This window comes from Candidatus Accumulibacter aalborgensis (genome assembly GCF_900089955.1).
Taxonomy (GTDB): domain Bacteria; phylum Pseudomonadota; class Gammaproteobacteria; order Burkholderiales; family Rhodocyclaceae; genus Accumulibacter; species Accumulibacter aalborgensis.
In genome coordinates, this window is sequence record NZ_FLQX01000110.1 from 13,280 (window position 1) to 34,501 (window position 21,222).

Genomic DNA, 21,222 nt, shown 5'->3' on the forward strand with positions numbered 1-21,222 from the left:
GGTGACGATGAAAGTCGCGCAAGCGACTCACGAACCTCCCCTCTCCCGCACGCGGGAGAGGGGTTGGGGGTGAGGGAAACGGTCATGATTTTTATTATCGGGTGTGTCTTGAGAAGTCACGACCGTTTGGCGGCGACCACAGAGCGCGTTTGGGTGCCCGGCCAGCAGTCTTCCTGCACCTTGCCGCCGTTGACGAAATCCTGCCGCGCCTTGTCGTCGGTGGCCTTGTCGTAGAGCGTGAAATTGAGCGCGAAGCCGCGGTCCAGGTAAGCCCGGCCGAGGTAGAAACCGGGGCGGATCATGCGGATTTCGTCGCGCACCTTGAGGCCGCGCCGGCCGGCCAGGTAATCCGGGTTTTCCTGATAGCCGGGGATGTCATCGGTGAACAGGTAGTCGATGATGATCGATTCCCGCCGGGCGTCGAGCAGGCTCTGGCCGCAGTAGAGCTTGGCCGGGAAGAGCAGCCAGGTGTCCTTGCCGCCATAGCTCATTTTCCTGGGTTCGCCTTCGACCAGGCCGACCTTCTTCAGCACCGACAGATCGTCGATCCGGTTACGCAACACTCGCTCGTCGCGGAAAAAAACCTTGCCCCGCCACAGCGCTTCGCCGATGTCCTCGATGACCAGCCCCTTGAGATGCAGAGCGGTGCCGGCAAAACCGCCGACCACCTCGGAAAGGCGGAACTTGCCGCTGCTCCCTTTGGGCAGCAGGATGCGGCCGTCGAAAGCGCCATCGGGAATCGGGCCGGCGGGCAGGCGCGCGTAGATCTGGTCGAGCTGTTCCTGGTCGAAGGTGGCCAGGTAGTCCGGCGTGATCTTCGCCAGTTCAACCGCAGCGATGGGGTACTTGTAGTCGACCTGCGCCAGATCCATCTTCGTCTGGTAGCCCTTGTCGTAGGGGGCGAAAGCGATGGTCGGCGGTTCCGGCTGGCTGCACGAGGCCAGCGCCAATGCCGCAAGCACGCTCGGACCTGCGCGCAGAATGAAGGTGCCCGGCAGTCCCATGATGTGATCTCCCGTTTCCTTACAGCGTGGCGAGGAAGGCGGTGAGCGCCTTCTTGTCCGCCTCGGAGAGGTCCTCGCCAAAGCGGTGGCCCTCGTTCTCTATTTCCTGGCTGCAGGTCTCGTAGTTGGCGCTGATGAAATCCCGTTTTTCACGCAGGATATCGACGAAGCGCGACGGCTGTTTGAGGATCTCGTCGGCCATCGCCTGCAGGGTGGGCAGCAGGCCTTTCTTGCCGGCCGCTTCCAGACGCGCCGGGTCGCGCTTGGCGAGAAACAGGTCGTCCACCAGTTGCTTGTGCATCACGCCGTTGAGGAAGCCGGCGCTGCTGCCGGCCGGGATCTTCACCTGCCCGAAGCCGCCCAGCGGCTTCTCGATCTTGCCGTCGAGGGGCCGGATACCGACGTCGATGAGCAGATCGCTGTTGGTCAGCGTGCGCTTGATTCCCCTGTCCTTCGGGTGCAGCAGGTCGGCCATCGACAGCTTGAACAGCTTGAAGCGGCCCTCGACGCTGGGGTCGTAGCGCAGGCAGTCGGGCTGCTTTTCGAGCAGCTTGCCATTGCTGTCCACGTAGCGGGCGCGATGGAAGTCGTTGCCCTTGTTGGCCGGTTGGCCGCAGATTTCCGGCCCGATGGCGTTGTTGTGCATGAAGGGAGCGGTCGCCCAGACATTGATCAGCGAGACGTTGCGGTAATAGCCGCGACCGCCGTCCTTGAGTTCGACGCGCTCCGGGATGTCCGCTACCACCGGTCGATTGTGCACCGTGGCCGACGCGTATTCCATGTACAGGTGGCCGGGCTTGTGATTCGAGTGCAGTGCCCGGCAGCGGAAGGTGCCGACTTCGGTCACCGGTGTCGCCTGATCGTTGCCCAGGAAATCGGCCCGCACCTTGCGCGGATGCTGCTCGTTGGCGGCGGCAAAGTCGCGGTTCCTGAACGGACCGCCTGCGCTTTCCGGAATGCTCGAATGGCAGCGCGCGCAGTTGTCGGCAAAGACGGTCTGGCCGCGACTCACAGCGCCCTTGCCGAATTCCTTTTCCAGGTCGGCGACGAAATCCGCGCGGCTGTAAGTCGCCGCCGGATCGCTGGCCTGGCGGGCCTTGGCCATGGCGACCTGGAGGTCGGCCTCGTCCGATTCGGCCGAAGCGAAGAAGTCGAGCACGTTCTGCAGTCGATCCTCGATGGCCCGGAAATTCGGGCAGTCGCGCCGACACTGGCCGATGTTGAAGGAGGTCTGCCCGAAGCCGCGCTGCGCCGGGTCCACCTGGCGCATGTCGGACAAGTGATTGACCCAGCACTGTTCGGAACACGAGCCGATATTGAAATAAACCCGCTGGATGGCCTCGTGGGCGCCGATGGAATCCTCGCCGCCCTTCAGGATGTGATGAACGCCGGGCAGAACGACCCTCTGGCCGCCGAGATTGACCACCGTGGTGTCGTCCTCGCGCGTGCTCTTCTGCCAGCACTTGCCGTTGCGGCCCGGTTCGCACCAGCACTTGTCCTCGTCTTTCTCAACGCCGCAGGAGTTGGTCTTGCGCCACTTGCTGACCGTCTCGCCCTTGAATACCGGCCGCTGGGCGACATTGATCAGCGCGTTGATGGTGCCCGGGTTGTTGATCTGGTCGTGCGAGATCGCCGATGTGTCCGTCGCTCCCGGCCGGGCGTGAGCGAACATCTGGTATTCCAGGCTGCTGATCGGCATGCCGGAACCCAGCAGTTCGGACATCCGGGTGTACTGGTTGCCGATCAGCCCCTTGATGTTCTCCCACTTGGGATGCGCCGGATCGGCAGGCGGGTTGAGCGGGTCGAAGGCGATGTGGCACGAGCCGCAGGACGTGCCGATGAGGAAGGGTGGTTCCACCGAGGCATCGGCGAGTTTGCTCACCCGCTGGTCCGATTCGATGCCGGTGGTAGTGGCCATGAGGCGGCTGAATCCGGACCAGTTGGCCAGGTCGCCGTTCAGTTGTTTCCACTTGGCGGCGTCGAAACGGGGATTGGGAAACTTGCGGATACCGAGAGCGCCGGTGGATGTGCCGAACTTGAGATCGCAGGCCGAGTGCCGCTGATCTTCCTTGCCCGCCTGGCTGTGCGGGTCGTTCGCGTCCAGCGGCGCATCCTGCAGACCGCAGGCGGGGTCTACGTAGCCGGGCTTGCCGACGTACTTGAGCAGCACATCGTCGCCGGGGCACCAGTCGAAGCCGTAGGTTTCCTCGGCCGATTTCGCCGGGCAGTCTGCATCGCCGGGCTTGCAGCAGGCCGGGTCGTTGATGATTCCCCAGGCCCAGAAACGATCGTCGCGCTGATCGCCACGCAGGACACGGAACCAGTCCACCAGCACGCCGATGCGCTGCTGGAAGGTATAGGTATGAAAGCGGTCATTGCCAGCGGTGGCCTTGAACCAGATCAGGCGCCCGACACATTCGGAGTCGTTCAGGCCCTCACGGGCGCAGGCCTCGTGGTAGGGCGCATCCTGATCGACGAGCGACGCTTCTGGAAGCGGCTTGGCGGGCGGCGCGGCGGCAACGACCGGCGCGTTTTCGGCGTGGGCGGGGCTCACGCCACGGCTCTGGAAAACGCCGACGCCGACGCCAAGAATAGCGGCTGCCGCAAAGGCAGCAAGCAGGGCACGTTTCATGCATTCTCTCCCGATGGACAAATGGCTGCGAAAGCCCCAAGGATGTGAAACTCAACGGCACTGCGAAGAGTATCTGTGGCCCTGCCGGCGCTGTCAACCGCAAGTCCATGGCGAGCTTGTGAAGACAGGTTGCCAGAAGTTGATTCCGCGCCACTGAAACGGGATACTTGTCGACGCGCCGCTGTGGATAGTTCCGACCACAACGGTGGTCGCCCTGCTCGAACTTGCCGGAATTTCCTATCCTTTCAAGCGCTTGAATCCGCGAGAACACATCATGGGCCTGCCGAAGCGCGACCTTGAACTGCACACCTACGCCGACTATCAGACTTGGCCGGACGACTGCCGTCACGAACTGATCGACGGTATTGCCTACGCGATGGCGCCGGCGCCATCGCGTAGGCATCAAATCACGGTCGGGGAAATCTTCCGCCAGATCGCCAACACGCTCGACGGCACACCCTGTCGCCCGTACATCTCGCCCTTTGACGTGCGCCTGACGCAGGCCGACCAGACCGACAACCGCATCGATACGGTCGTCCAGCCCGATATCAGCGTCATCTGCGACCGCAACAGGGTTGACGACAAGGGCGGCAAGGGCGCGCCGGACTGGATCATCGAAGTCCTTTCGCCGGCGACCGCCAGCCACGACCAGATCATCAAACGCGCCCTCTACGAGCGCGTCGGTGTGCGCGAATACTGGCTGGTTCATCCAACCGACCGTATTGTCACCATCTATCGTCTGATCGACGGTGCCTACGGCAAGCCCGACATCCGCGAACTCGACGGCGAAACCGCCTGCGGCGTGCTGCCCGAAGTCGTCATCGGTTGGGAGAAAGTACTGCGCGACGACGACTGAGCGAGCAAGACCGCGGCCCAGCATGGCCGTTTGCGGGAAGTCGATTTCGAATCAGGGCCTTGATCGACCGTTCGACTCGATCAAGTCCCGGCGATGGCTTCCCGGGCCAGCGGTGAAGCGCTGGTGCTGGCTTGTGCCTTGACGACCAGAATGTCCTCCATCACCAGATACTCCAGATCCGACCCGAAGAACATGTTCAGCGCGTCGGTCGGCGAACAGATCATCGCTTCGCCGCGACGATTCAGTGAGGTGTTGAGGACTACGCCGTTACCGGTCAGCTTTTCGAGTTCGACCATCAGGTCGTAGTAGCGCGGATTGAATTCGCGCTGCAGCACCTGCGCTCGCGAGGTGCCGTCTTCGTGTACCACTTCCGGGACACGCTCCTGCCAGCCATCGGCGACCTCGAAGGTGAAGGTCATGAAGGGCGCGGGATGTGCGCTGCCGAGCATCTGCGGGCCGACCGTGTCGAGCATGCTCGGGCAGAAAGGGCGCCAGCGTTCGCGGAACTTGATCTGCGCGTTGATGCGATCGGCGACGCCAGGGACGCTAGGGCAGCCGACGATCGAGCGACCGCCGAGGGCGCGCGGGCCAAACTCCATGCGCCCCTGAAACCAGGCCACGGGGTTACCCTCGACCAGCAGGCGGGCAACGTGCTGCGGCACATCGTCAAGCCGCTGCCCCAGCGGTCGCGCCGGATGGCGGGCGCAGGCGGCAATGACGTCTTCATTGCTGTACGCCGGGCCGAGGTAGACGTGCGCCATCTTCTCGACCGGCACGCCGCGTTGTACCGAAACGTAGGCCGCGGCGCCGACCGCCGTACCGGCATCGCCCGAGGCCGGCTGGACAAAGAGTTCCCTGACCTCGGGGCGGGCGATGATTTTCTGGTTGAGCTTGACGTTCAGCGCACCGCCGCCGGAGAAAGCGAGCCGGCCGGTCTCGCGCAGGATGTCTCCGAGGTAGTGGTCGAGCATCTGCAGCGACAGGTCCTCGAAGAGCTTCTGCATGCTCGCCGCGTAGTGGATGTAGGGGTCGTCGGCGACGTCACCGGAACGTCGGGGACCTAGCCAGTCGACGAGCTTGGGAGAAAAGTAGTAACCCTTGCCGTCTTCCTTGTAGCGACGGAAGCCGATCACGTTGGCGTAGTCGGTGTTGACCGTCAGTTCACCGTTCTCGAAGCTGGCCAGGCGTGAGAAATCGTATCGGCTCGGGTCACCGTAAGGCGCCATGCCCATCACCTTGTATTCACCGTCGAGCATTTCGAAACCCAGAAACTCGGTCAGGGCGCCGTACAGTCCGCCCAGCGAATCGGGGTCGTAAAACTCCTTGATTTTGTGAATCCGGCCGTTCTCGCCATAGCCAAAGAAGGTGGTTGCGTATTCACCCTTGCCGTCGATGCCCAGAATCGCCGTCTTCTCGGCGAAACCCGAACAATGGTAGGCGCTGGCCGCATGCGCGAGGTGGTGCTCGACGGGAACGATCTCGATCTTCTTCAGATCGAAGCCCAGTTGCTGAAGGCACCACTCGATGCGTTTGCGATAGCGGTGGAAGCGCCGGTTGCCGGTCAGGATCGCGTCGAGCGCACGATCGGGAGCGTACCAGTAGCGTCGGGCGTAATGCCAGCGCGCCGGTTCGCCGAGGCTGATCGGCGCAAAGGGAATAGCGACTGCGTCGACGTCGGCGGGCTTGATGCCGGCAAACTCCAGGCAGAACTTCGCCGCCTCGTACGGCATGCGGTTCTTGGCGTGCTTGTCGCGAACGAAGCGTTCCTCCTCTGCCGCTGCGACGAGCTTGCCGTCGATGTAGAGCGCCGCCGAAGGGTCGTGGGTCAGCGCGCCGGACAGTCCGAGTAGGGTCAGTGCCAAGGTCGAGTTCTCAGAGAATCACACGGTCGGCCCGGGCAACGGCTGCCGCCCGACGAAAGCGGCGAGTATACCTGTCCCCGCCCCGCTTCGGTTCGCTGACCGGGCCGATGCCTGGGCGGTCGCCGCCTGCCAGGCACCTTTCAGTACGGCCGCGGTTCGCCGGCCGGGCGGGTCTTGAAACGGCGATGGACCCAGTAGTACTGTTCCGGCATCTCGCGCACGGCCGTTTCGATCCAGGCGTTCATGCGTCGGGTATCGGCCTCGACGTCGTCGGAGGGAAAGTCCGGCCAGGGTTCGCCGACGGTGACCGCATAGCCTGCACCGCCAGGCAGAATGCGCGTTACCACCGGGACGACCGTAGCGCCACTCAGTCGCGCCAGGCGCGACAAACCGGGGAGCGTCGCTGCCTGCACGCCGAAGAAGGGGACAAAAATGGAATCGCGGCGCCCGAAGTCCATGTCCGGCAGATAATAGAGCGGGCGTCCCGCTTTCATGGCCCTGACGCTGGCGCGTACGCTCTCCTGTCGCGAGAGCAGCAGTTGATCGCCGAAGCGACGGCGACCGCGGTACAGCAGGCGGTCGAAAACGGGGTCGGACTGTACCGCGTAGATGCTCGCGCTGTCGTAGCGCATGGCAATCGCGACACCGCCAGCGTCGAGCCCGACGAAATGGGGCGTCAGCATCAGCACCGGACGGCCGGCATCGAGCAGCGCGCGGATCCTTTCCGCGCCATCGACCCTCGTCAGCCGAGCGAGGCGTTGTGGACTGGACCACCACAGGAGGCCGCGCTCGAGCATGCTGCGACTGAGCACCTTGAAGTGCGCCCTCGCCAGGCGCCAGCGCTGTCGTTCGTCGAGTTCCGGAAAGCACAGACCCAGGTTCACCAGGACAATGCGCCGCCGTCTGCTGGCAACGCTGAAGAGGGCCAGCCCCAAGGCATTACCGACCAGAGCCAGGGTCCGCAGCGGCAGGAAGTGAAGCAGCCAGAGCGTAGCGGCGAGCAGGCGACTGAGCATCGCCTCAGGCACTCTCGGTCAGAGATGCGGTCGGCAGGTGTCGGTCTTGATCGGTGTCGGTCATGCCAGACACGGTGTCACGCAGCAGTCCATGGCTCGGATGATCGAGGAGTAGAGGCGTCGAATTGTACCGTGTACGGTGTATTTTGATTCCGGCCGGGGTATCGTCCGGGGTATCGTCCATTCCGACGCGGCTTCTGACCGTCGTTCACTCCACTATCAGCGGGTATTCCGAAAGGGCACGTACCACGGTCGCAGCAAGCTCATCAGGGAGCCGCAGCTACCGGTGACGGATGGGTCGTTCCTCTGCGTCGGATTCGGTACATAATTCAGTTTGCCGGTGAGATTTTCGTAGCCGCATGATCGTCAGGGGACACTCAATTGGCAGGCACTCTTCTAGAAGGGTATGACGTATTCCTTTCCCACCGTTCACCGGACAAGCCCATGGTCGAGCGACTGGCAGACAAGCTCGTCGAGGAGGCGCAGCTCAATCCGTTTCTCGACCGCTGGCACCTGATTCCGGGAGAGCCCTGGCAGGAGAGTCTCGAAGAGGCGCTGAACCGGAGCCGCTGCGTTGCCGTCTTCGTCGGGCCCAGCGGAGTCAACTCCTGGGAAAACGAGGAGATGCGGGCTGCGCTGAGCAGGCGGGTTCAGGAAAACCGCTTCCGTGTCATCCCGGTCCTGCTGCCGGGCGCTGACCAAGAGGCCCGGGACAAGTTGCCGTCCTTTCTGCTGCGCTTCACCTGGGTCGACTTGACCGCCGGCATCGACGACCCGGTCGCCTTTTCGCGGCTGGTCGCAGGCATTCGCGGGCAGGCGCCCGGCCGCTCCGGGGTGCAGAAGCTGTCCACGGGCTCGCCGTACATACTCAAGAGCGTGCGCGAGATCATGGAAGACGCCTTGCGTCCTGAGGGCATCGACCTGGCATCGATACCGCGCGGGCTCGGGGCGACCATCAGCATGCTCATTCGCCGCTGCCAGCTTCAGTACCCGAATCTGGATCCGCAACAGGTGGCACAAAAGATCAACGGCAGCCGCGCACTGGCCTACGAAGAAAAGTACGCGCAGCGCAGCCAGAAGGAAGACGAACGCTACCGCGGCTTCGAGGAGTGGGAAACCGAACTGCACGCGCTGCTGCGGCATGTCGGCATTCGCGACTTCGCACGCTGCCGGGCGATCAACGTAGGCATCGGCAATGGGCTGGAGAAGCCGTTCTTCTACAAGGACTTCAAACAGTTGCTGGGAGTCGATCTGTCGGCGAAGGCGCTTGCCAGGGCGGCGCAAGTGATAGCGAACCTCGCCACACGCCGTGCCGAGGCTGAGGAACTGGAAGGCGTGGCGAGCAACGCCTTCGACCTTTACCTGTCGCTGCGAACCTATCAGTCGACCTTCTTCGATATCGGCGATGCCTTGTTCGCGGCCTGCCGGGTGCTCGCCAGCGGGGGCCGGGTAGTCATCTCGATACCGTACGTCTATGTCGACCAGGGCCGGTTGCTGAACGGTCTGCTGCGCCCAGGAGGGCATGATCTCGATCCTGATCTGCCCTACGAGATCGCCGATGCGGTTCGGCGCGGCTTGCAGAACCTCGGTTTCGAGGAACTCGGCCTGCAGACCGGCCTGTTCGAGATTTACATCTACGGCATGAAGACGAGCTAGCACGTCGATCGCCTTGAAGGCACTCGTGCCGTTATACTGTTCGCTCCCCAGAGCCGTCGCCGAGTAGCTGTCCGGCCCAGGCGGCGACTCGAAGCTGTGACAGGGACCGACCTTTGACAACGCGCAATGGCAGCCACGACGATTCACTCGCACGCGTCACCAACGCTGCGCCAGCGCGTTTCGCTCGGCTGGCGACGTCTCGATGACCGCGCGCCGCAGCACGCTTGCCTTGCACGGCTGGGTGGCCCGAGCGGTTCCGGTGACTCTCGCGGAATTGAGCGCATTGCTCTGGTCGTTCGCCTACTTCTTTTCCTTGCTCGCCAGTTATTACGTGTTGCGCCCGCTGCGCGACCAGATGGGAATTGCCGCCGGCGTACGCAACCTGCCGTGGCTGTTCACCGCAACTTTTGTCGTCCTGCTCCTGGCGCAACCGCTCTACGGCGCGCTGGTCGCGCGCCTGCCGCGTGCGCGCTTCATTCCCGTCGTCTATCACTTCTTTGCCGTCAACCTCGTTCTCTTCTGGCTGCTGCTGACCCTCGGTATCGCCACGGCCGAGGTCGCGCGGGTGTTCTTTGTCTGGGTCAGCGTCTTCAACCTTTTCGCCATCGTGGTGTTCTGGTCGTTTATGGCCGATATCTTCACCAGCGAGCAGGGCAAGCGCCTGTTCGGTTTTATTGGTGCCGGCGGCACCGCCGGCGCGCTGCTCGGTCCCCTCATCACGATCTGGCTCTCGGTGCCGCTGGGGCCGGTCAATCTGCTGGTGGTCGCCGTGCTCTTCCTCGAGCTCGGCGTGCTCTGCGCGCATCGGCTGGAAAAGGCGGCGCAGGTCGGCGGTCATGGTTCGCCGGGTCTGCGCGCCGAGATTGTCCCACCGCCAGCGAGCGACGACACGCGCATCGGCGGCAGCGCGTTTGCCGCCCTCGTCGAGCTTTCGCGATCCCCCTACCTGCTCGGTATTGCTGTCTGGACGAGTCTGCTCTCTTTCGGTGGGACCTTTCTGTATTACCAGCAGGCACACATCGTGTCGACAACCCTGCAGGATCCGGCCTTGCAAACGCGTCTCTTCGCCGGTATCGATCTTGCGGTGGGCCTGCTGACGCTGGCCACCCAGTCGTTCCTTACCGCTGGCTTCCTGAAGCGCTTTGGTGTGGCAGCGGCGGCGGCTGCGCTGCCTGCGGTCTATGTCGTGGCCTTTGCCGTACTGGCGCTGGTTCCCGGCCTGGCTGCAGTGGTCTTTTTCCAGACCATCCAGCGGACGATGAACTTTGCCATCTCCAACCCGGCGCGGCAGGTGCTCTACACCGTCGTGTCGCGCGAGGCGAAGTACAAGGCGAAGAACCTGATCGACGTCGTCGTGTTCCGCGGTTCCGACGCGCTCTACGGCTGGCTTTTCGACGGCCTGCAGGTGATCGGACTCAAACTTGCCGCGATCGCCGCCTGTGCCGTTCCAGCAGCGGTCGGCTGGCTCGTGCTCTCGGTCGCGCTCGGTCGGACGCAGGAACGCCGCGCCGACCGGGTGACTTCAGACCCCGTATATGATTGATTTCAGGCGTCCAGCGCCGCCCACCATCACCCGAGGAGTCGAATATGGCAAAATCTGATGTCGCCGATGGCAGCCGTCGCAATTTTTTTCGCCTCGCGGGCGGCTTCTCGCTGCTCGCCGCTTCGCCGCTGGGGGCTTTGGCCGCCAGCCTCCCAGGCGCCTCGCCGCTCAAGATTGCCACCCTTGGCGCTGGACATATCGGCAGTACGCTGGGTACCTTGTGGGTGCAGGCGGGTCACTCGGTGATGTTCTCCTCACGCCATCCGGAGGATCTGAAGGGCCTGGCCGAGGGCCTCGGCCGGCTGGCGCATACCGGCACGGTGCAGGAGGCGCTGGCGTTCGCCGATGTCGTGCTGCTCGCCGTCCCGTATCGCGCGCTGCCGCAGATAGGCAAGGACCATGCGCCGGCGCTGGCCACGAAAGCGCTCATTGTTGACGCAAGCAATCCGATCGTCGCGCGCGACGGCGAGATTGCGACCTGGGCCCGGGAGAAGGGTGCCGGTCTCGCCTCAGCCGAGTTGCTGCCCGGCGCACGCCTGGTGCGCGCCTTCAATGCGATCAATTACGCGAAGCTGCCCGAGGCTGCGCATCGCCCGGGCGAGCGTATCGGGATGCCCATGGCGGGCGATGATGCGAGCGCCCTCGCACTGGCTTCGAGCCTGGTGCGCGAGATCGGCTTCGAACCGGTCGTCATCGGATCGCTCGCCATGGGCAGGTATCTGATCCCGGGAACGCCGCTCGCTGGCGAGCATACGGCGGAGCAGATTCGGCAAATCGTGGCCACCCTCAATTGAGGCGGTAGCCGGGACGGGTCCGGGATGCGGACGCTCGCCGATAATGTGCATCGTTTCGAGCCCTGTTGTTCCGGCAACGACAGGTGACTTCGCCACGACTCGTTGCCGAGGTCTACCTGAGCGTTAGCCGGAAACCGTCGTGCGGCTGAATCTGCTCGGAAGTGTCGTCAATGAAGAGCGATCCGCGAACGAACGCGAGTTTGGCGCGAGTGAAGGTGGAGAGTGCGGCGCTGTTTTCCAGAATCAACTCTTCGCCCCCCTTCATGGCCTGGGCCAGCGGGCCGTAATGAAAACGCAGGCATTGCCCTTCCCAGTCTTCGCTGCCGATGAGTTCTTGCAGGTCGGTTTGCCACGTGCAGGTGTGTGTCATGATGGTTCTCCTTGGAGCGAGGCTCGTGTTTCACATAACGGCCAGGAATCGGAAAGGTTGATCGAGATTGACAGCGCTTGATCGGCGTCCATATACTCGCAGCGGGCTCAATGGATTTCCACTTCCTGGCGGGATGCGCGAGGAGAGTGAAACAGGCCGCGCGGACGCCGCAAGGCCATGGTCCATCTTCCGGGCTGGGTCGGTGGCACCGAATGATGACGAGTTGCACGCAGGAAGGAGACCGAGACATGAAACGCGCTCTTCCCGATCTGACAGTCGATCAGCCCGCAGCGGGCGAGAAAGTGACCCTTGTCCTGCACGCCGATGGGAAGCAGTACGATCTTCCCGTGCTCGGCGGTACCCACGGACCCAAGGTCATCGACGTTCGGCGGCTTTACGCAGAGACGGGTTACCTCACCTACGACCCGGGATTCATGTCGACCGCCAATTGCGATTCCGCACTCACCTTCATCGACGGCGAGCGCGGCATTCTCCTGCACCGCGGGTACGCGATCGAGGATCTAGCGGCGCATGCCGACTTCCTCGAAGTTTGCTATCTTCTGCTTTACGGGAAGTTGCCCACTCAGTCGGAACTCGGCGACTTCGGCCATGTGATCGGCCACCACAATATGGTCCACGAGCAGTTCAGGCGGTTTTTCGAGGGCTTCCGCCGGGATGCTCCCCCGATGGCGGTGATGGTGGGAACCGTTGGCGCGCTCAGCGCGTTCTATCATGACCAGATCGATATTACGGACACCGAGGCGCGCATGGTGGCCACGCACCGCCTCGTCGCCAAGATGCCAACCATCTGCGCAATGGCCTTCCAGTACTCACGCGGGCAACCCTTCCTGTACCCGCGCAACGACCTGGGTTACGTCCCGAATTTCCTGCGCATGGCTTTTGGTGTACCGGTCGAGGAATATGTCGTGAACCCCGTCCTGGAGCGGGCGATCAACCGTTTCCTCGTCCTGCACGCCGACCACGAGCAGAACGCCTCTACCTCGACGGTGCGTATTGCCGGCTCGAGCCGCGCCAATCCGTATGCCTGCGTTGCTGCGGGAATCGCCGCGCTCTGGGGGCCGGACCACGGCGGCGCGAACGAGGCGGTGGTGAACATGCTCGAGGAGATCGGCAGCAAGGACCGCATTCCCCTGTACATCAAGCGCGCCAAGGACAGGAGCGATCCTTTCCGGCTGACCGGTTTCGGTCACCGCGTCTACAAGAATTACGACCCACGAGCGGCGATCCTGCGTGAATCCTGCCACGAGGTGCTCGGCGAACTGGGCAAGAAGGACGAGCCGTTGTTCGAACTGGCCCTCGAACTTGAGCGCATTGCCCTCGATGATGACTACTTCGTCCAGCGCAAGCTGTTTCCGAACGTCGATTTCTACTCGGGCATCATGCTGCGGGCCATCGGCTTCCCTACCACGATGTTTCCGCCTCTCTTTGCGCTTGCTCGCACGATCGGCTGGATCGCCCAGTGGAAGGAGATGATCGAGGCGCCGGACCAGCATATCGCTCGGCCGAGACAGCGTTACACTGGTCATCCGATTCGACCCTACGTGCCTCTCGCGGAGCGCTGAGACGCGAGCCTGCACGGCTCTTTGCGGGCTGTGATCATGGCGGGAGATCGCCGGCAGCGCCGAGTTGGGCGATGATGGCCGGGTCGGCGGGGATCAGGCGAATGGCTGATTTCTGTAACTGCAGCAGTACGCTGGCGCCGGGGTCGATGCCGCGCCGTTGCGCAACCGACGCGCCTATGGCGAACGACAGGGCTGCGTCGCGGCGATCGGCGACGCGCGCGGTCACCGTCGCGTGGCCGCGCCAGGCGAGTCTTTCGCTGACCCGTGCGGCGACGGTGTTCTCACGATCGACCTGGTGTTCGCGCACCAGGACGACGCCGCCCTCGGGAACCAGCCAGCAGACCGTGTCGCCGACCGCAAAATCCGGCTGGTGAGTCGCCAGTAGCGGTCGGCCTAGCCATTCGACGACTGTCGTGTCGCTTTCCGGCGACTGCTGTCGCACCTGGCCGACAAAGAGGTTTGGCTGGTCGGTGAGACGGGCGACGAGTGCGCTTACCGGCCGCGCGAGCATCTCGTCCGGAGGCGCCGTCTGCAGTGTGCGGCCGTGATGGAGAACGGTCATCCGGTCGGCGAGCAGGCTCGCCTCTTCCAGGTCGTGCGTGACGAGGACGATCGGGATGGCCAGCGAGCGCCGCAGCTCGATCAACTGGCGTAGCAGTTTGCGGCGCGTGACCTGGTCGACCGCCGAGAACGGCTCGTCGAGCAGCAGCACCTGCGGCTCACGGGCCAGTGCGCGGGCCAGCGCCACGCGTTGCTGTTGGCCGCCGGAGAGCTCGCCGGGGCGACGCGTCTCGAGGCCTTCGAGGTTGGCGCGCGCCAGCCATTGACGCGCCTTCGCGGCGCGCTGGTGGGCCGGCAGATGGTGCAGGGCCAGCGCCACGTTGGCCAGTGCCGTCAGGTGCGGGAAGAGCGCGTAGTGTTGAAAGACGAAGCCAACCCGGCGCTGTTGCGGCGTCACATTGACGCCGCGGCCGGCGTCGAACCAGGTTTCGTCAGCACAGCGCACATGGCCGCCGGTCGGCCGGTGCAGCCCGGCGAGGCAGCGCAGGATGGTCGACTTGCCGCTGCCCGACGGGCCAACCAGCGCCAGCAGTTCGCCGTTCGCACAGGTGATGTCGGCGGCCAGCGGGATCGGTGCCGACTGTTCGAGTCGGGCGCTCAGGGTCATCGGCCGGTGACTGAACGGCCGAGACGGCTGACCAGCGCCACGGCGATGAACGAGAGGACCAACAGCAGGGCGGACATTCCGGCCGCTGCCGAATCGTTGAACGCCTGCGCCTGGTCGTAGATAGCGATGGCGATGGTTCGCGTCTCGCCGGGTAGGCTGCCGCCGACCATCAGGACGACGCCGAATTCGCCTAGCGTGTGCGCAAAGGTCAGCGCCAGCGCGGCGGCGATTCCCGGCCAGGCGAGCGGCAGTTCGACGCGCAGGAAAGTTTGCCAGCGCGACAGGCCGGAGACCCACGCCGCTTCGCGCACTTCGCGCGGAATGGCCGCGAAGGCGCGCTGCATCGGCTGGACGGCAAAAGGCAGGTTGAAAATCAACGAGGCGGCGAGCAGGCCGTCGAAGGTGAACACCAGTGCCCGGCCGGTCAGCGCGTGGTACAACTCAGCCAGCGGCGAAGCGCCGCCGAAGCCGAGCAGCAGGTAGTAGCCGAGCACCGTCGGTGGCAGGACCAGCGGTAACAGGATCGCCGCTTCGATGGCGCCCTGGCCGCGAAACGGCGACCACGCGAGTCGCCGCGCCAGCCAGACGGCGAAAGGGAGAAGCAACAGCGCCGTGGCGGCAGCCAGTTGCAGCGACAGCGAGAGGGCCTGCCAGTCCATGAGCTGATCACCTGGCCGGCAACGAGAAACCGTAATGTTCGAAGACGGCGCGTGCAGCGGGTTGTTGCAGGTAGTCGTAGAAAGCCGTCGCCTCCGGGCTCGCCCGTCTGGTCAACGCCATACGCTGGCGCAGGGGGGGGTGCCAGCTCTCGGGAATCAGCGCTGCTTCGCCACGTTCCGACAGTTCCGGCGAGCGGACCAGCGACCAGGCGACGATTCCGCCCTGGGCCGAGCCGCTGAGCGCGAACTGCGCCGCCTGGGCAACATTCTCGCCGAACACCAGTCGGCCCTGCAGCGCCTGCCAGAGGCCGGCATGTTCGAGGGCGGCGCGGGCGGCCCGCCCGTAGGGCGCGTGTGCGGGGTTGGCGATCGCCAGACGCTGCAGGCGGCCATCGGCAAGCGTCGCGGCCAGGCCGCGCAGTTGGCCATCGACCGGCAGCGGCGATCCGGGTGGCGCCAGTAGCGCAATACGGCCAATGGCGTACAGTCGACCCCGGTCGCGCAGCAGGCCCTGCGCCGCCAGGCGGAAAATGTAGTCCTCGTCGGCCGACAGGAAGAGGTCGAAAGGGGCTCCTTGCGGAATCTGGCGGGCGAAATTGCCGGAAGAACCGAAGGAGATCTGGACCTTGCTGCCGGTCTGCTGGGCGTAGGTGGCGGCGATCTCGCCGAGGGCGAACTTCAGGTCGGCGGCCGCGGCCACACGAGGCGCGTCGGCGAGGCTCATGCTGGCAAAAAAAGCCAGCGGCAAGAGGCAAAGGCGCCGCCGGGACCCCTGACGCATCGGCTCAGGCGACCCGGTTCTGCGGCTCGCCGCGGGCGAAGGCTTCGAGGTTGGTGGTCAACTGGTCGGCGAGGGCCTGCATCGCCGGGCCGCTTGCCCAGGCGACATGCGGCGTCAGGAGGAAGTTGGGCAGCGCAAGCAGTTGCGGTGCCAAAAGCACGTTGCCCGCGCTCGGCGGCTCGGTGGTCAACACGTCGCAAGCGGCGCCGGCGATCCAGCCTTCCTGCAAGGCCCGCGCCAGCGCTGTCTCATTGACCAGACCGCCGCGCGCGGTGTTGATCAGCAGGGCTGAACGCTTCATGGCGCGCAGTTCGGGCTCGCCGATCAGGTCTGTCGTCGCTGTCGTCAGCGGGCAGTGCAGCGAGACCGCGTCAGCCTCGCGCAGGGCATCGGCGAATGGCGTGTGACCCGGACGGACGCCTGGCGCGCCTTTGCGCTCGCAGCGCAGGATGCGCATGCCGAAAGCCTCGGCCAGTCGGGCGACACCGCTGCCGAGGCTACCGCTGCCGATCAGCGCGAGCGTCGCCCCGTGCAGGTCGCGGATCGGGTAGTCGAAACAGCAGAACTGGTCGGAACGTTGCCAGTTGCCGGCTGCTACGGCCTGGTGATAGCCGAGCAGATTGCGCGACAGCGCCAGCAACAAGGCGAGGACATGCTCGGGAACGGTATGGACGGCGTAGCCGCGAATGTTGGCAACGACGATGCCGCGGGCGCGGCAGGCTTCGAGGTCGACGTTGTTGGTGCCGGTCGCAGTGACGGCGACCATCTTCAATGCCGGCAGTGCCCCGACCAGTGCCGCGCCAATCGGCAGCTTGTTCACGATCGCAATCGTCGCGTCGGCGAGTCGGCCTTCGAGTTGGGCCGGCAAGGTTTTCGCATGTTCGACCCAGTGATGGGGGAAATCCGGCCGGCGAACCTCGGCGATGATCGAATCGCGTTCGAGATAGACGATGCGGTGCATGGCTTCAGTCGGCAAAAGGCTTGCCGTGACGATCGGCGATGGCGCTCACTCTGGCGCCCAGCGCCGGATCACCGGCAAAGAACACGAGGCTGACTTGCTGCGCTGCGCAAAGGCCTTCGATCGCCGCCAGGTCCCCCTGCAGGACGTTGACCACGCCGCCCGGAAAACCGCTCAGCGCCGTCAGTTCAGCCAGCGCGAAGGCCGCCGCGGGCGCTTTCGGGCTCGGTTTGAGGATCACCGTTGCGCCCGTCAGCAGGGCCGGAACGGCCGCTTGCAAGAGACCCAGCAAGGGCGCGCCGTCGTCGCTGACGATGGCCACGATGCGGCTGCTGCCGGTGGTCGCCGTGTCGTCGCTTGCTGCGCCGCGCAGCAGAGCGACGGTGTCGCCCACCTCGGCCGCTGCGAGAACAGCGTCCTTGCCGGTCTCTTCAGCGATCAGGCCGGCAAAGTGTTCCGCGTATGCCGCCAACTCATCGCCGACCAGCGCGAGCAGTGCCGCACGTTCGCCGACCGCGCGGGCCGACCAGGCGGGCAGCGCAGCGCTTGCCGAGTCGACGGCAGCCAGCGCTTCGACGCTCCCGCACAGGGGTGTCCGCCGCTTGATCTGGCCACTCCTCGGGTCGCGGACATCGAAAAAAGCTGGCGCCATGGTCAGATATGCGTGGCCGTTGATCCACAGTGGGATGGCCAGGATTTCATCGGTTTCGGTCATTGCACTCCTCGGCAAAGTGGCCAGATGACGCGTCGCCCAGCGGGCAGCGGGCGAGCAGCGGCGTGCCCAATAGTATTCCGCCACCGGGCAAAACGGAAGCTGTCGACCACCAGACGATGGCCGGGCGATTACCGACAACTGAAGGCCGATGACTTCAATGGCCAGGCAAAGCGATCCTGCTGTCGCAAGTCCAGCGATTCAAACCGCCGCGGGTTTGTCGTATAATGCGGCGGTTTAGTTCGTACCAACTTTTCATTACGTCCTGGGAACCAGCGCTATGAGCAATGAGTGCAAAGTGGACGGCGGGAGGCGGCGGCTGATCGTCGCGACCGCTGCGGTCGGCGGCGTGGGGGCAATAGTCGCGCTCGTGCCTTTCATCTCGAGTATGCTGCCGTCCGAGCGAGCCAAGGCGGCCGGTGCGCCGGTCGAAGTTGACATCGCCAGTCTGGAGCCTGGTCAGATGATGACCGTCGAGTGGCGAGGAAAACCGGTATGGATCGTCAACCGTACCCCGAATATGCTCGAAACGCTGCCCAAGCTCGATGACGCGGTGGCGGATCCGAAATCGGAAAAGCCGATGCAGCCGGCGTACTGCAAGAATGAGGGGCGCTCGATCAAGCCTGAAATTCTGGTTGCCGTCGGGATTTGCACCCATTTGGGCTGTTCGCCATCGGCCAAATTCAAGAAGGGTAGCGAGGACGGCATGGACAGTAGCTGGCTGGGCGGCTTCCTCTGCCCGTGTCACGGTTCTACCTTCGACTTCGCCGGGCGGGTCTTCAAGAACAAGCCGGCACCGGACAACCTTGAGGTGCCGCCGCACATGTACCTGTCGGAGAAGCGCATTCTCATCGGCGAAGACAAGAAGGGGGCTTAAGCCATGGCGTCGAATACGGATTTCGAGAAGTACAAGTCTGACGGTTCCCTGCAGGGCCATCTGCTCGAGTGGGTTGACGCCCGCTTCCCGGCAACGTCGATGTGGCGCGCGCATCTGTCCGAGTACTATGCGCCGAAGAATTTCAACTTCTGGTACTTCTTCGGCTCGCTGGCGATGCTCGTGCTGGTCATCCAGATCGTCACCGGCATCTTCCTCGTCATGCACTACAAGCCGGACGCTTCGCTCAACGCGAATGGCATTCCAGTGGCTTTTGCCAGCGTCGAATACATCATGCGCGACGTCAACTGGGGCTGGTTGATCCGCTACATGCACTCAACCGGCGCTTCGGCATTCTTCGTCGTCGTTTATCTGCACATGTTCCGCGGCATGTTGTACGGTTCTTATCGGCAACCGCGCGAACTGATCTGGATCTTCGGCACACTGATCTTCCTGTGTCTGATGGCCGAGGCTTTCATGGGCTATCTGCTGCCCTGGGGACAGATGTCGTTCTGGGGAGCGCAGGTGATCGTCAACCTGTTCTCTGCGATTCCGCTGATCGGCGAGCCACTGTCGATCTGGATTCGTGGCGACTTCGTTGTCGGCGACGCGACGCTCAACCGCTTCTTCTCGTTTCACGTCATCGCGGTGCCGCTGGTGCTGCTCGGCCTCGTCGCCGCACACATCCTCGCGCTGCATGAAGTCGGCTCGAACAACCCGGACGGCATCGAGATCAAGAAGCGCAAGGATGCCAACGGACATCCGCTCGACGGCATACCCTTCCACCCGTACTACACGGTCAAGGATATCGTCGGCGTGGTGGTGTTCCTGATGGTCTTCTCGATCATCGTCTTCTTCGCGCCAGAGGGTGGCGGTTACCTCCTCGAGTACAACAACTTCCTCCCTGCCGATCCACTGAAGACCCCGCTGCACATCGCTCCGGTGTGGTATTTCACGCCCTACTACTCTCTCCTGCGCGCCATGGTCTGGCCGTTGTTTGGCATCGACGCCAAGTTCTGGGGTGTCGTGGCGATGGGTGGCGGCGTCGTGATTCTGGCCTTTCTGCCGTGGCTCGACCGTAGTCCGGTCAAGTCGATCCGCTACCGTGGCCCGATCTTCAAGACCTTGCTGACCATCTTCGTGATCGCGTTTGTCATTCTTGGTTTCCTTGGCACGAAACCGCCGTCCTACGTTTTCTTCGGCGTCATCCCGGGCGCCCCGGTGGCGCAGCTTCTCAGCGCGTACTACTTCCTCTACTTCCTGACCATGCCCTGGTGGTCGAAGATAGACAAGTACAGGCCGGAACCCGACCGCGTGACGATGTGAAGGAATGCAAAAAATGAAAAAACTGCTTACGGCATTGCTCTTTGCCCCGGTCATCGCTCTGGCCAGTGGCGCGGGTGTCCACCTTGACAAGGCGCCGGACGTGCAGGGCGACAACGCAGCCCTGCAAAGCGGCGCCAGGACCTTCGTCAACTATTGCCTGAACTGCCATGGAGCCAGCTTCGTCCGCTACAGTCGCCTGACCGAACTCGGCCTGACCGAGCAGCAGGTCAAGGAGAACCTGATGTTCACGGCGGTCAAGATCGCCGAACCGATGCGCATCGCGGCTCGTTCGGACGAGCAGAAGCTGTGGTTTGGCGCGGCCCCCCCGGACCTGACGCTGGTCGCGCGCGCCCGTGCTTCGGAAGAGGGTAGTGGTGCCGACTGGCTGTACACCTATTTGCGCTCCTTCTACGTCGACGAAAAACGGCCCACCGGCTGGAACAACACTCTTTTCCCGAACGTCGGCATGCCCAACGTCCTCTGGGAGTCGCAGGGCTTGCAGGAATTAAACAAGGATCACCATCTTGAACTGCTTGTTCCCGGCAAACTCTCGCCTGCCGAGTACGACAAACAGATCGCTGATCTGGTTGGCTTCCTGGTATGGATGTCCGAGCCCGATGCCGGTTTCCGCAAGCGGCTCGGTTTTGGCGTGCTGGCTTTTCTCGTCGTTCTCTTCGGCGTCGCCTATCCGCTGAAGAAAGCGTACTGGAAAGACGTCAAGTAAGCCGAAGAACAAGCGCCAGTTTTCAGGCCGCGGCATCGCCGGCAAGGGCGCGAAAAGCACCCGTCGCCGTCGCGATGCCGATTCGTTTTTGAGGGTATTGATCATGATGAATCTCTATTCGGGAACCACCTGCCCGTTCAGTCACCGTTGCCGTATCGTGCTCTATGAAAAGGGTATGGATTTCCAGGTGATCGATGTCGATCTCTTCGCCAAACCGGAAGACATCGCCATCATCAACCCCTATGGCCGTGTTCCGGTACTCGTTGAACGCGACCTCATCCTCTATGAGCCGAACATCATCAACGAGTATATCGATGAGCGCTTTCCGCATCCGCAGTTGATGCCCGCGGACCCGATCATGCGTGCGCGTGCGCGCCAACTCCTGATCACCATGGAACGTGAGGTTTTTGCCTACATCGAACCGCTGGAAAAGAACAGCAAGGCCGCAGACAAGTCTCGTCAACAAATTCGCGATCGCCTCACTGAAATGGCCCCGGTCTTCGTCAAGCAGAAGCACATGCTCGGTGAAGAGTTCTCGATGCTCGACGTCGCCATCGCGCCGCTGCTCTGGCGGCTCGATCACTACGGTATCGAGTTGTCGAGAGTCGCGGCGCCCTTGATGAAGTATGGCGAGCGGATCTTCAGCCGTCAGGGCTTCATCGATGCGCTGACGCCGTCAGAGAAAGCCATGCGCAAGTAGACGC

Annotated in this window: 19 protein-coding genes; 9 read left to right on the forward strand and 10 right to left on the reverse strand. The window is 63.6% G+C overall.

What is annotated here, in order from left to right; genetic code table 11:
- Positions 1 to 116 precede the first annotated feature (116 nt).
- Together ACCAA_RS10415 and ACCAA_RS10420 are read right to left on the reverse strand one after the other, a co-directional pair.
- On the reverse strand, positions 117 to 1,004 hold the full coding sequence (locus ACCAA_RS10415) for a hypothetical protein (protein WP_186407186.1): 888 nt from the start codon (positions 1,002 to 1,004) through the stop codon (positions 117 to 119).
- 19 nt (positions 1,005 to 1,023) lie between these two features.
- Positions 1,024 to 3,636 carry a cytochrome c gene (locus ACCAA_RS10420; protein ID WP_186407187.1) on the reverse strand — a complete coding sequence of 871 codons (2,613 nt, stop codon included), beginning with the start codon at positions 3,634 to 3,636 and terminating at the stop codon, positions 1,024 to 1,026.
- Between the two features lie 274 nt (positions 3,637 to 3,910).
- On the opposite strand from ACCAA_RS10420, the gene ACCAA_RS10425 reads away from it, so the two are divergent.
- Positions 3,911 to 4,492: a Uma2 family endonuclease gene (locus ACCAA_RS10425; RefSeq protein WP_186407220.1), complete on the forward strand. Its 582-nt coding sequence runs from the start codon at positions 3,911 to 3,913 to the stop codon at positions 4,490 to 4,492.
- A gap of 80 nt (positions 4,493 to 4,572) precedes the next feature.
- Here ACCAA_RS10425 and ACCAA_RS10430 read toward each other — a convergent pair whose 3' ends face one another.
- Entirely contained in the window at positions 4,573 to 6,354 is a 1,782-nt protein-coding gene (locus ACCAA_RS10430) for a carbamoyltransferase family protein (RefSeq protein ID WP_186407188.1), read from the reverse strand.
- Between the two features lie 140 nt (positions 6,355 to 6,494).
- Positions 6,495 to 7,370: a lysophospholipid acyltransferase family protein gene (locus tag ACCAA_RS10435; protein WP_186407221.1), complete on the reverse strand. Its 876-nt coding sequence runs from the start codon at positions 7,368 to 7,370 to the stop codon at positions 6,495 to 6,497.
- Positions 7,371 to 7,751: 381 nt separating this feature from the next.
- On the opposite strand from ACCAA_RS10435, the gene ACCAA_RS10440 reads away from it, so the two are divergent.
- The 3 genes from ACCAA_RS10440 (at position 7,752) to ACCAA_RS10450 (ending at position 11,363) form a co-directional block, all read left to right on the forward strand.
- On the forward strand, positions 7,752 to 9,026 hold the full coding sequence (locus ACCAA_RS10440) for a TIR domain-containing protein (RefSeq protein ID WP_281193186.1): 1,275 nt from the start codon (positions 7,752 to 7,754) through the stop codon (positions 9,024 to 9,026).
- 202 nt (positions 9,027 to 9,228) lie between these two features.
- Complete coding sequence (locus tag ACCAA_RS10445; RefSeq protein WP_186407190.1) at positions 9,229 to 10,569, forward strand: NTP/NDP exchange transporter; 1,341 nt, start codon at positions 9,229 to 9,231, stop codon at positions 10,567 to 10,569.
- A 44-nt stretch (positions 10,570 to 10,613) separates the two neighbouring features.
- Positions 10,614 to 11,363 carry an NADPH-dependent F420 reductase gene (locus tag ACCAA_RS10450; RefSeq protein ID WP_186407191.1) on the forward strand — a complete coding sequence of 250 codons (750 nt, stop codon included), beginning with the start codon at positions 10,614 to 10,616 and terminating at the stop codon, positions 11,361 to 11,363.
- Between the two features lie 112 nt (positions 11,364 to 11,475).
- On the opposite strand, the gene ACCAA_RS10455 is transcribed toward ACCAA_RS10450, so the two are convergent.
- Positions 11,476 to 11,733, reverse strand: coding sequence for a hypothetical protein (locus ACCAA_RS10455; protein WP_186407192.1), 258 nt, complete (start codon positions 11,731 to 11,733; stop codon positions 11,476 to 11,478).
- Between the two features lie 248 nt (positions 11,734 to 11,981).
- Between ACCAA_RS10455 and gltA the strand changes: the two genes are divergently transcribed.
- Positions 11,982 to 13,316, forward strand: a complete 1,335-nt coding sequence (gene gltA, locus ACCAA_RS10460) for a citrate synthase (protein WP_186407193.1) — start codon at positions 11,982 to 11,984, stop codon at positions 13,314 to 13,316.
- A 34-nt stretch (positions 13,317 to 13,350) separates the two neighbouring features.
- Here gltA and ACCAA_RS10465 read toward each other — a convergent pair whose 3' ends face one another.
- From ACCAA_RS10465 to ACCAA_RS10485, 5 genes are all read right to left on the reverse strand, one after another.
- Entirely contained in the window at positions 13,351 to 14,484 is a 1,134-nt protein-coding gene (locus tag ACCAA_RS10465; RefSeq protein WP_186407194.1) for an ABC transporter ATP-binding protein, read from the reverse strand.
- The gene (gene modB / locus ACCAA_RS10470; RefSeq protein ID WP_186407195.1) at positions 14,481 to 15,143 is read right to left on the reverse strand and encodes a molybdate ABC transporter permease subunit; all 663 of its coding nucleotides are present in this window, start codon (positions 15,141 to 15,143) and stop codon (positions 14,481 to 14,483) included. The genes ACCAA_RS10465 and modB overlap by 4 nt, the downstream gene beginning before the upstream one ends.
- Before the next feature lie 7 nt (positions 15,144 to 15,150).
- On the reverse strand, positions 15,151 to 15,867 hold the full coding sequence (gene modA / locus ACCAA_RS10475) for a molybdate ABC transporter substrate-binding protein (protein WP_245754536.1): 717 nt from the start codon (positions 15,865 to 15,867) through the stop codon (positions 15,151 to 15,153).
- Between the two features lie 61 nt (positions 15,868 to 15,928).
- Positions 15,929 to 16,885 carry a D-2-hydroxyacid dehydrogenase gene (locus tag ACCAA_RS10480; RefSeq protein ID WP_186407197.1) on the reverse strand — a complete coding sequence of 319 codons (957 nt, stop codon included), beginning with the start codon at positions 16,883 to 16,885 and terminating at the stop codon, positions 15,929 to 15,931.
- 4 nt (positions 16,886 to 16,889) lie between these two features.
- Entirely contained in the window at positions 16,890 to 17,597 is a 708-nt protein-coding gene (locus ACCAA_RS10485; protein ID WP_186407198.1) for an aldehyde dehydrogenase family protein, read from the reverse strand.
- A 277-nt stretch (positions 17,598 to 17,874) separates the two neighbouring features.
- On the opposite strand from ACCAA_RS10485, the gene petA reads away from it, so the two are divergent.
- The 4 genes from petA to ACCAA_RS10505 all read left to right on the forward strand — a co-directional run bounded on the left by petA (position 17,875) and on the right by ACCAA_RS10505 (position 21,218).
- Entirely contained in the window at positions 17,875 to 18,471 is a 597-nt protein-coding gene (petA, locus tag ACCAA_RS10490) for a ubiquinol-cytochrome c reductase iron-sulfur subunit (RefSeq protein WP_186407199.1), read from the forward strand.
- Positions 18,472 to 18,474: 3 nt separating this feature from the next.
- Positions 18,475 to 19,794, forward strand: coding sequence for a cytochrome b (locus ACCAA_RS10495; protein ID WP_186407200.1), 1,320 nt, complete (start codon positions 18,475 to 18,477; stop codon positions 19,792 to 19,794).
- 13 nt (positions 19,795 to 19,807) lie between these two features.
- Positions 19,808 to 20,518 carry a cytochrome c1 gene (locus ACCAA_RS10500; RefSeq protein WP_186407201.1) on the forward strand — a complete coding sequence of 237 codons (711 nt, stop codon included), beginning with the start codon at positions 19,808 to 19,810 and terminating at the stop codon, positions 20,516 to 20,518.
- A gap of 103 nt (positions 20,519 to 20,621) precedes the next feature.
- Positions 20,622 to 21,218, forward strand: a complete 597-nt coding sequence (locus tag ACCAA_RS10505) for a glutathione S-transferase N-terminal domain-containing protein (protein WP_186407202.1) — start codon at positions 20,622 to 20,624, stop codon at positions 21,216 to 21,218.
- Positions 21,219 to 21,222 lie beyond the last annotated feature (4 nt).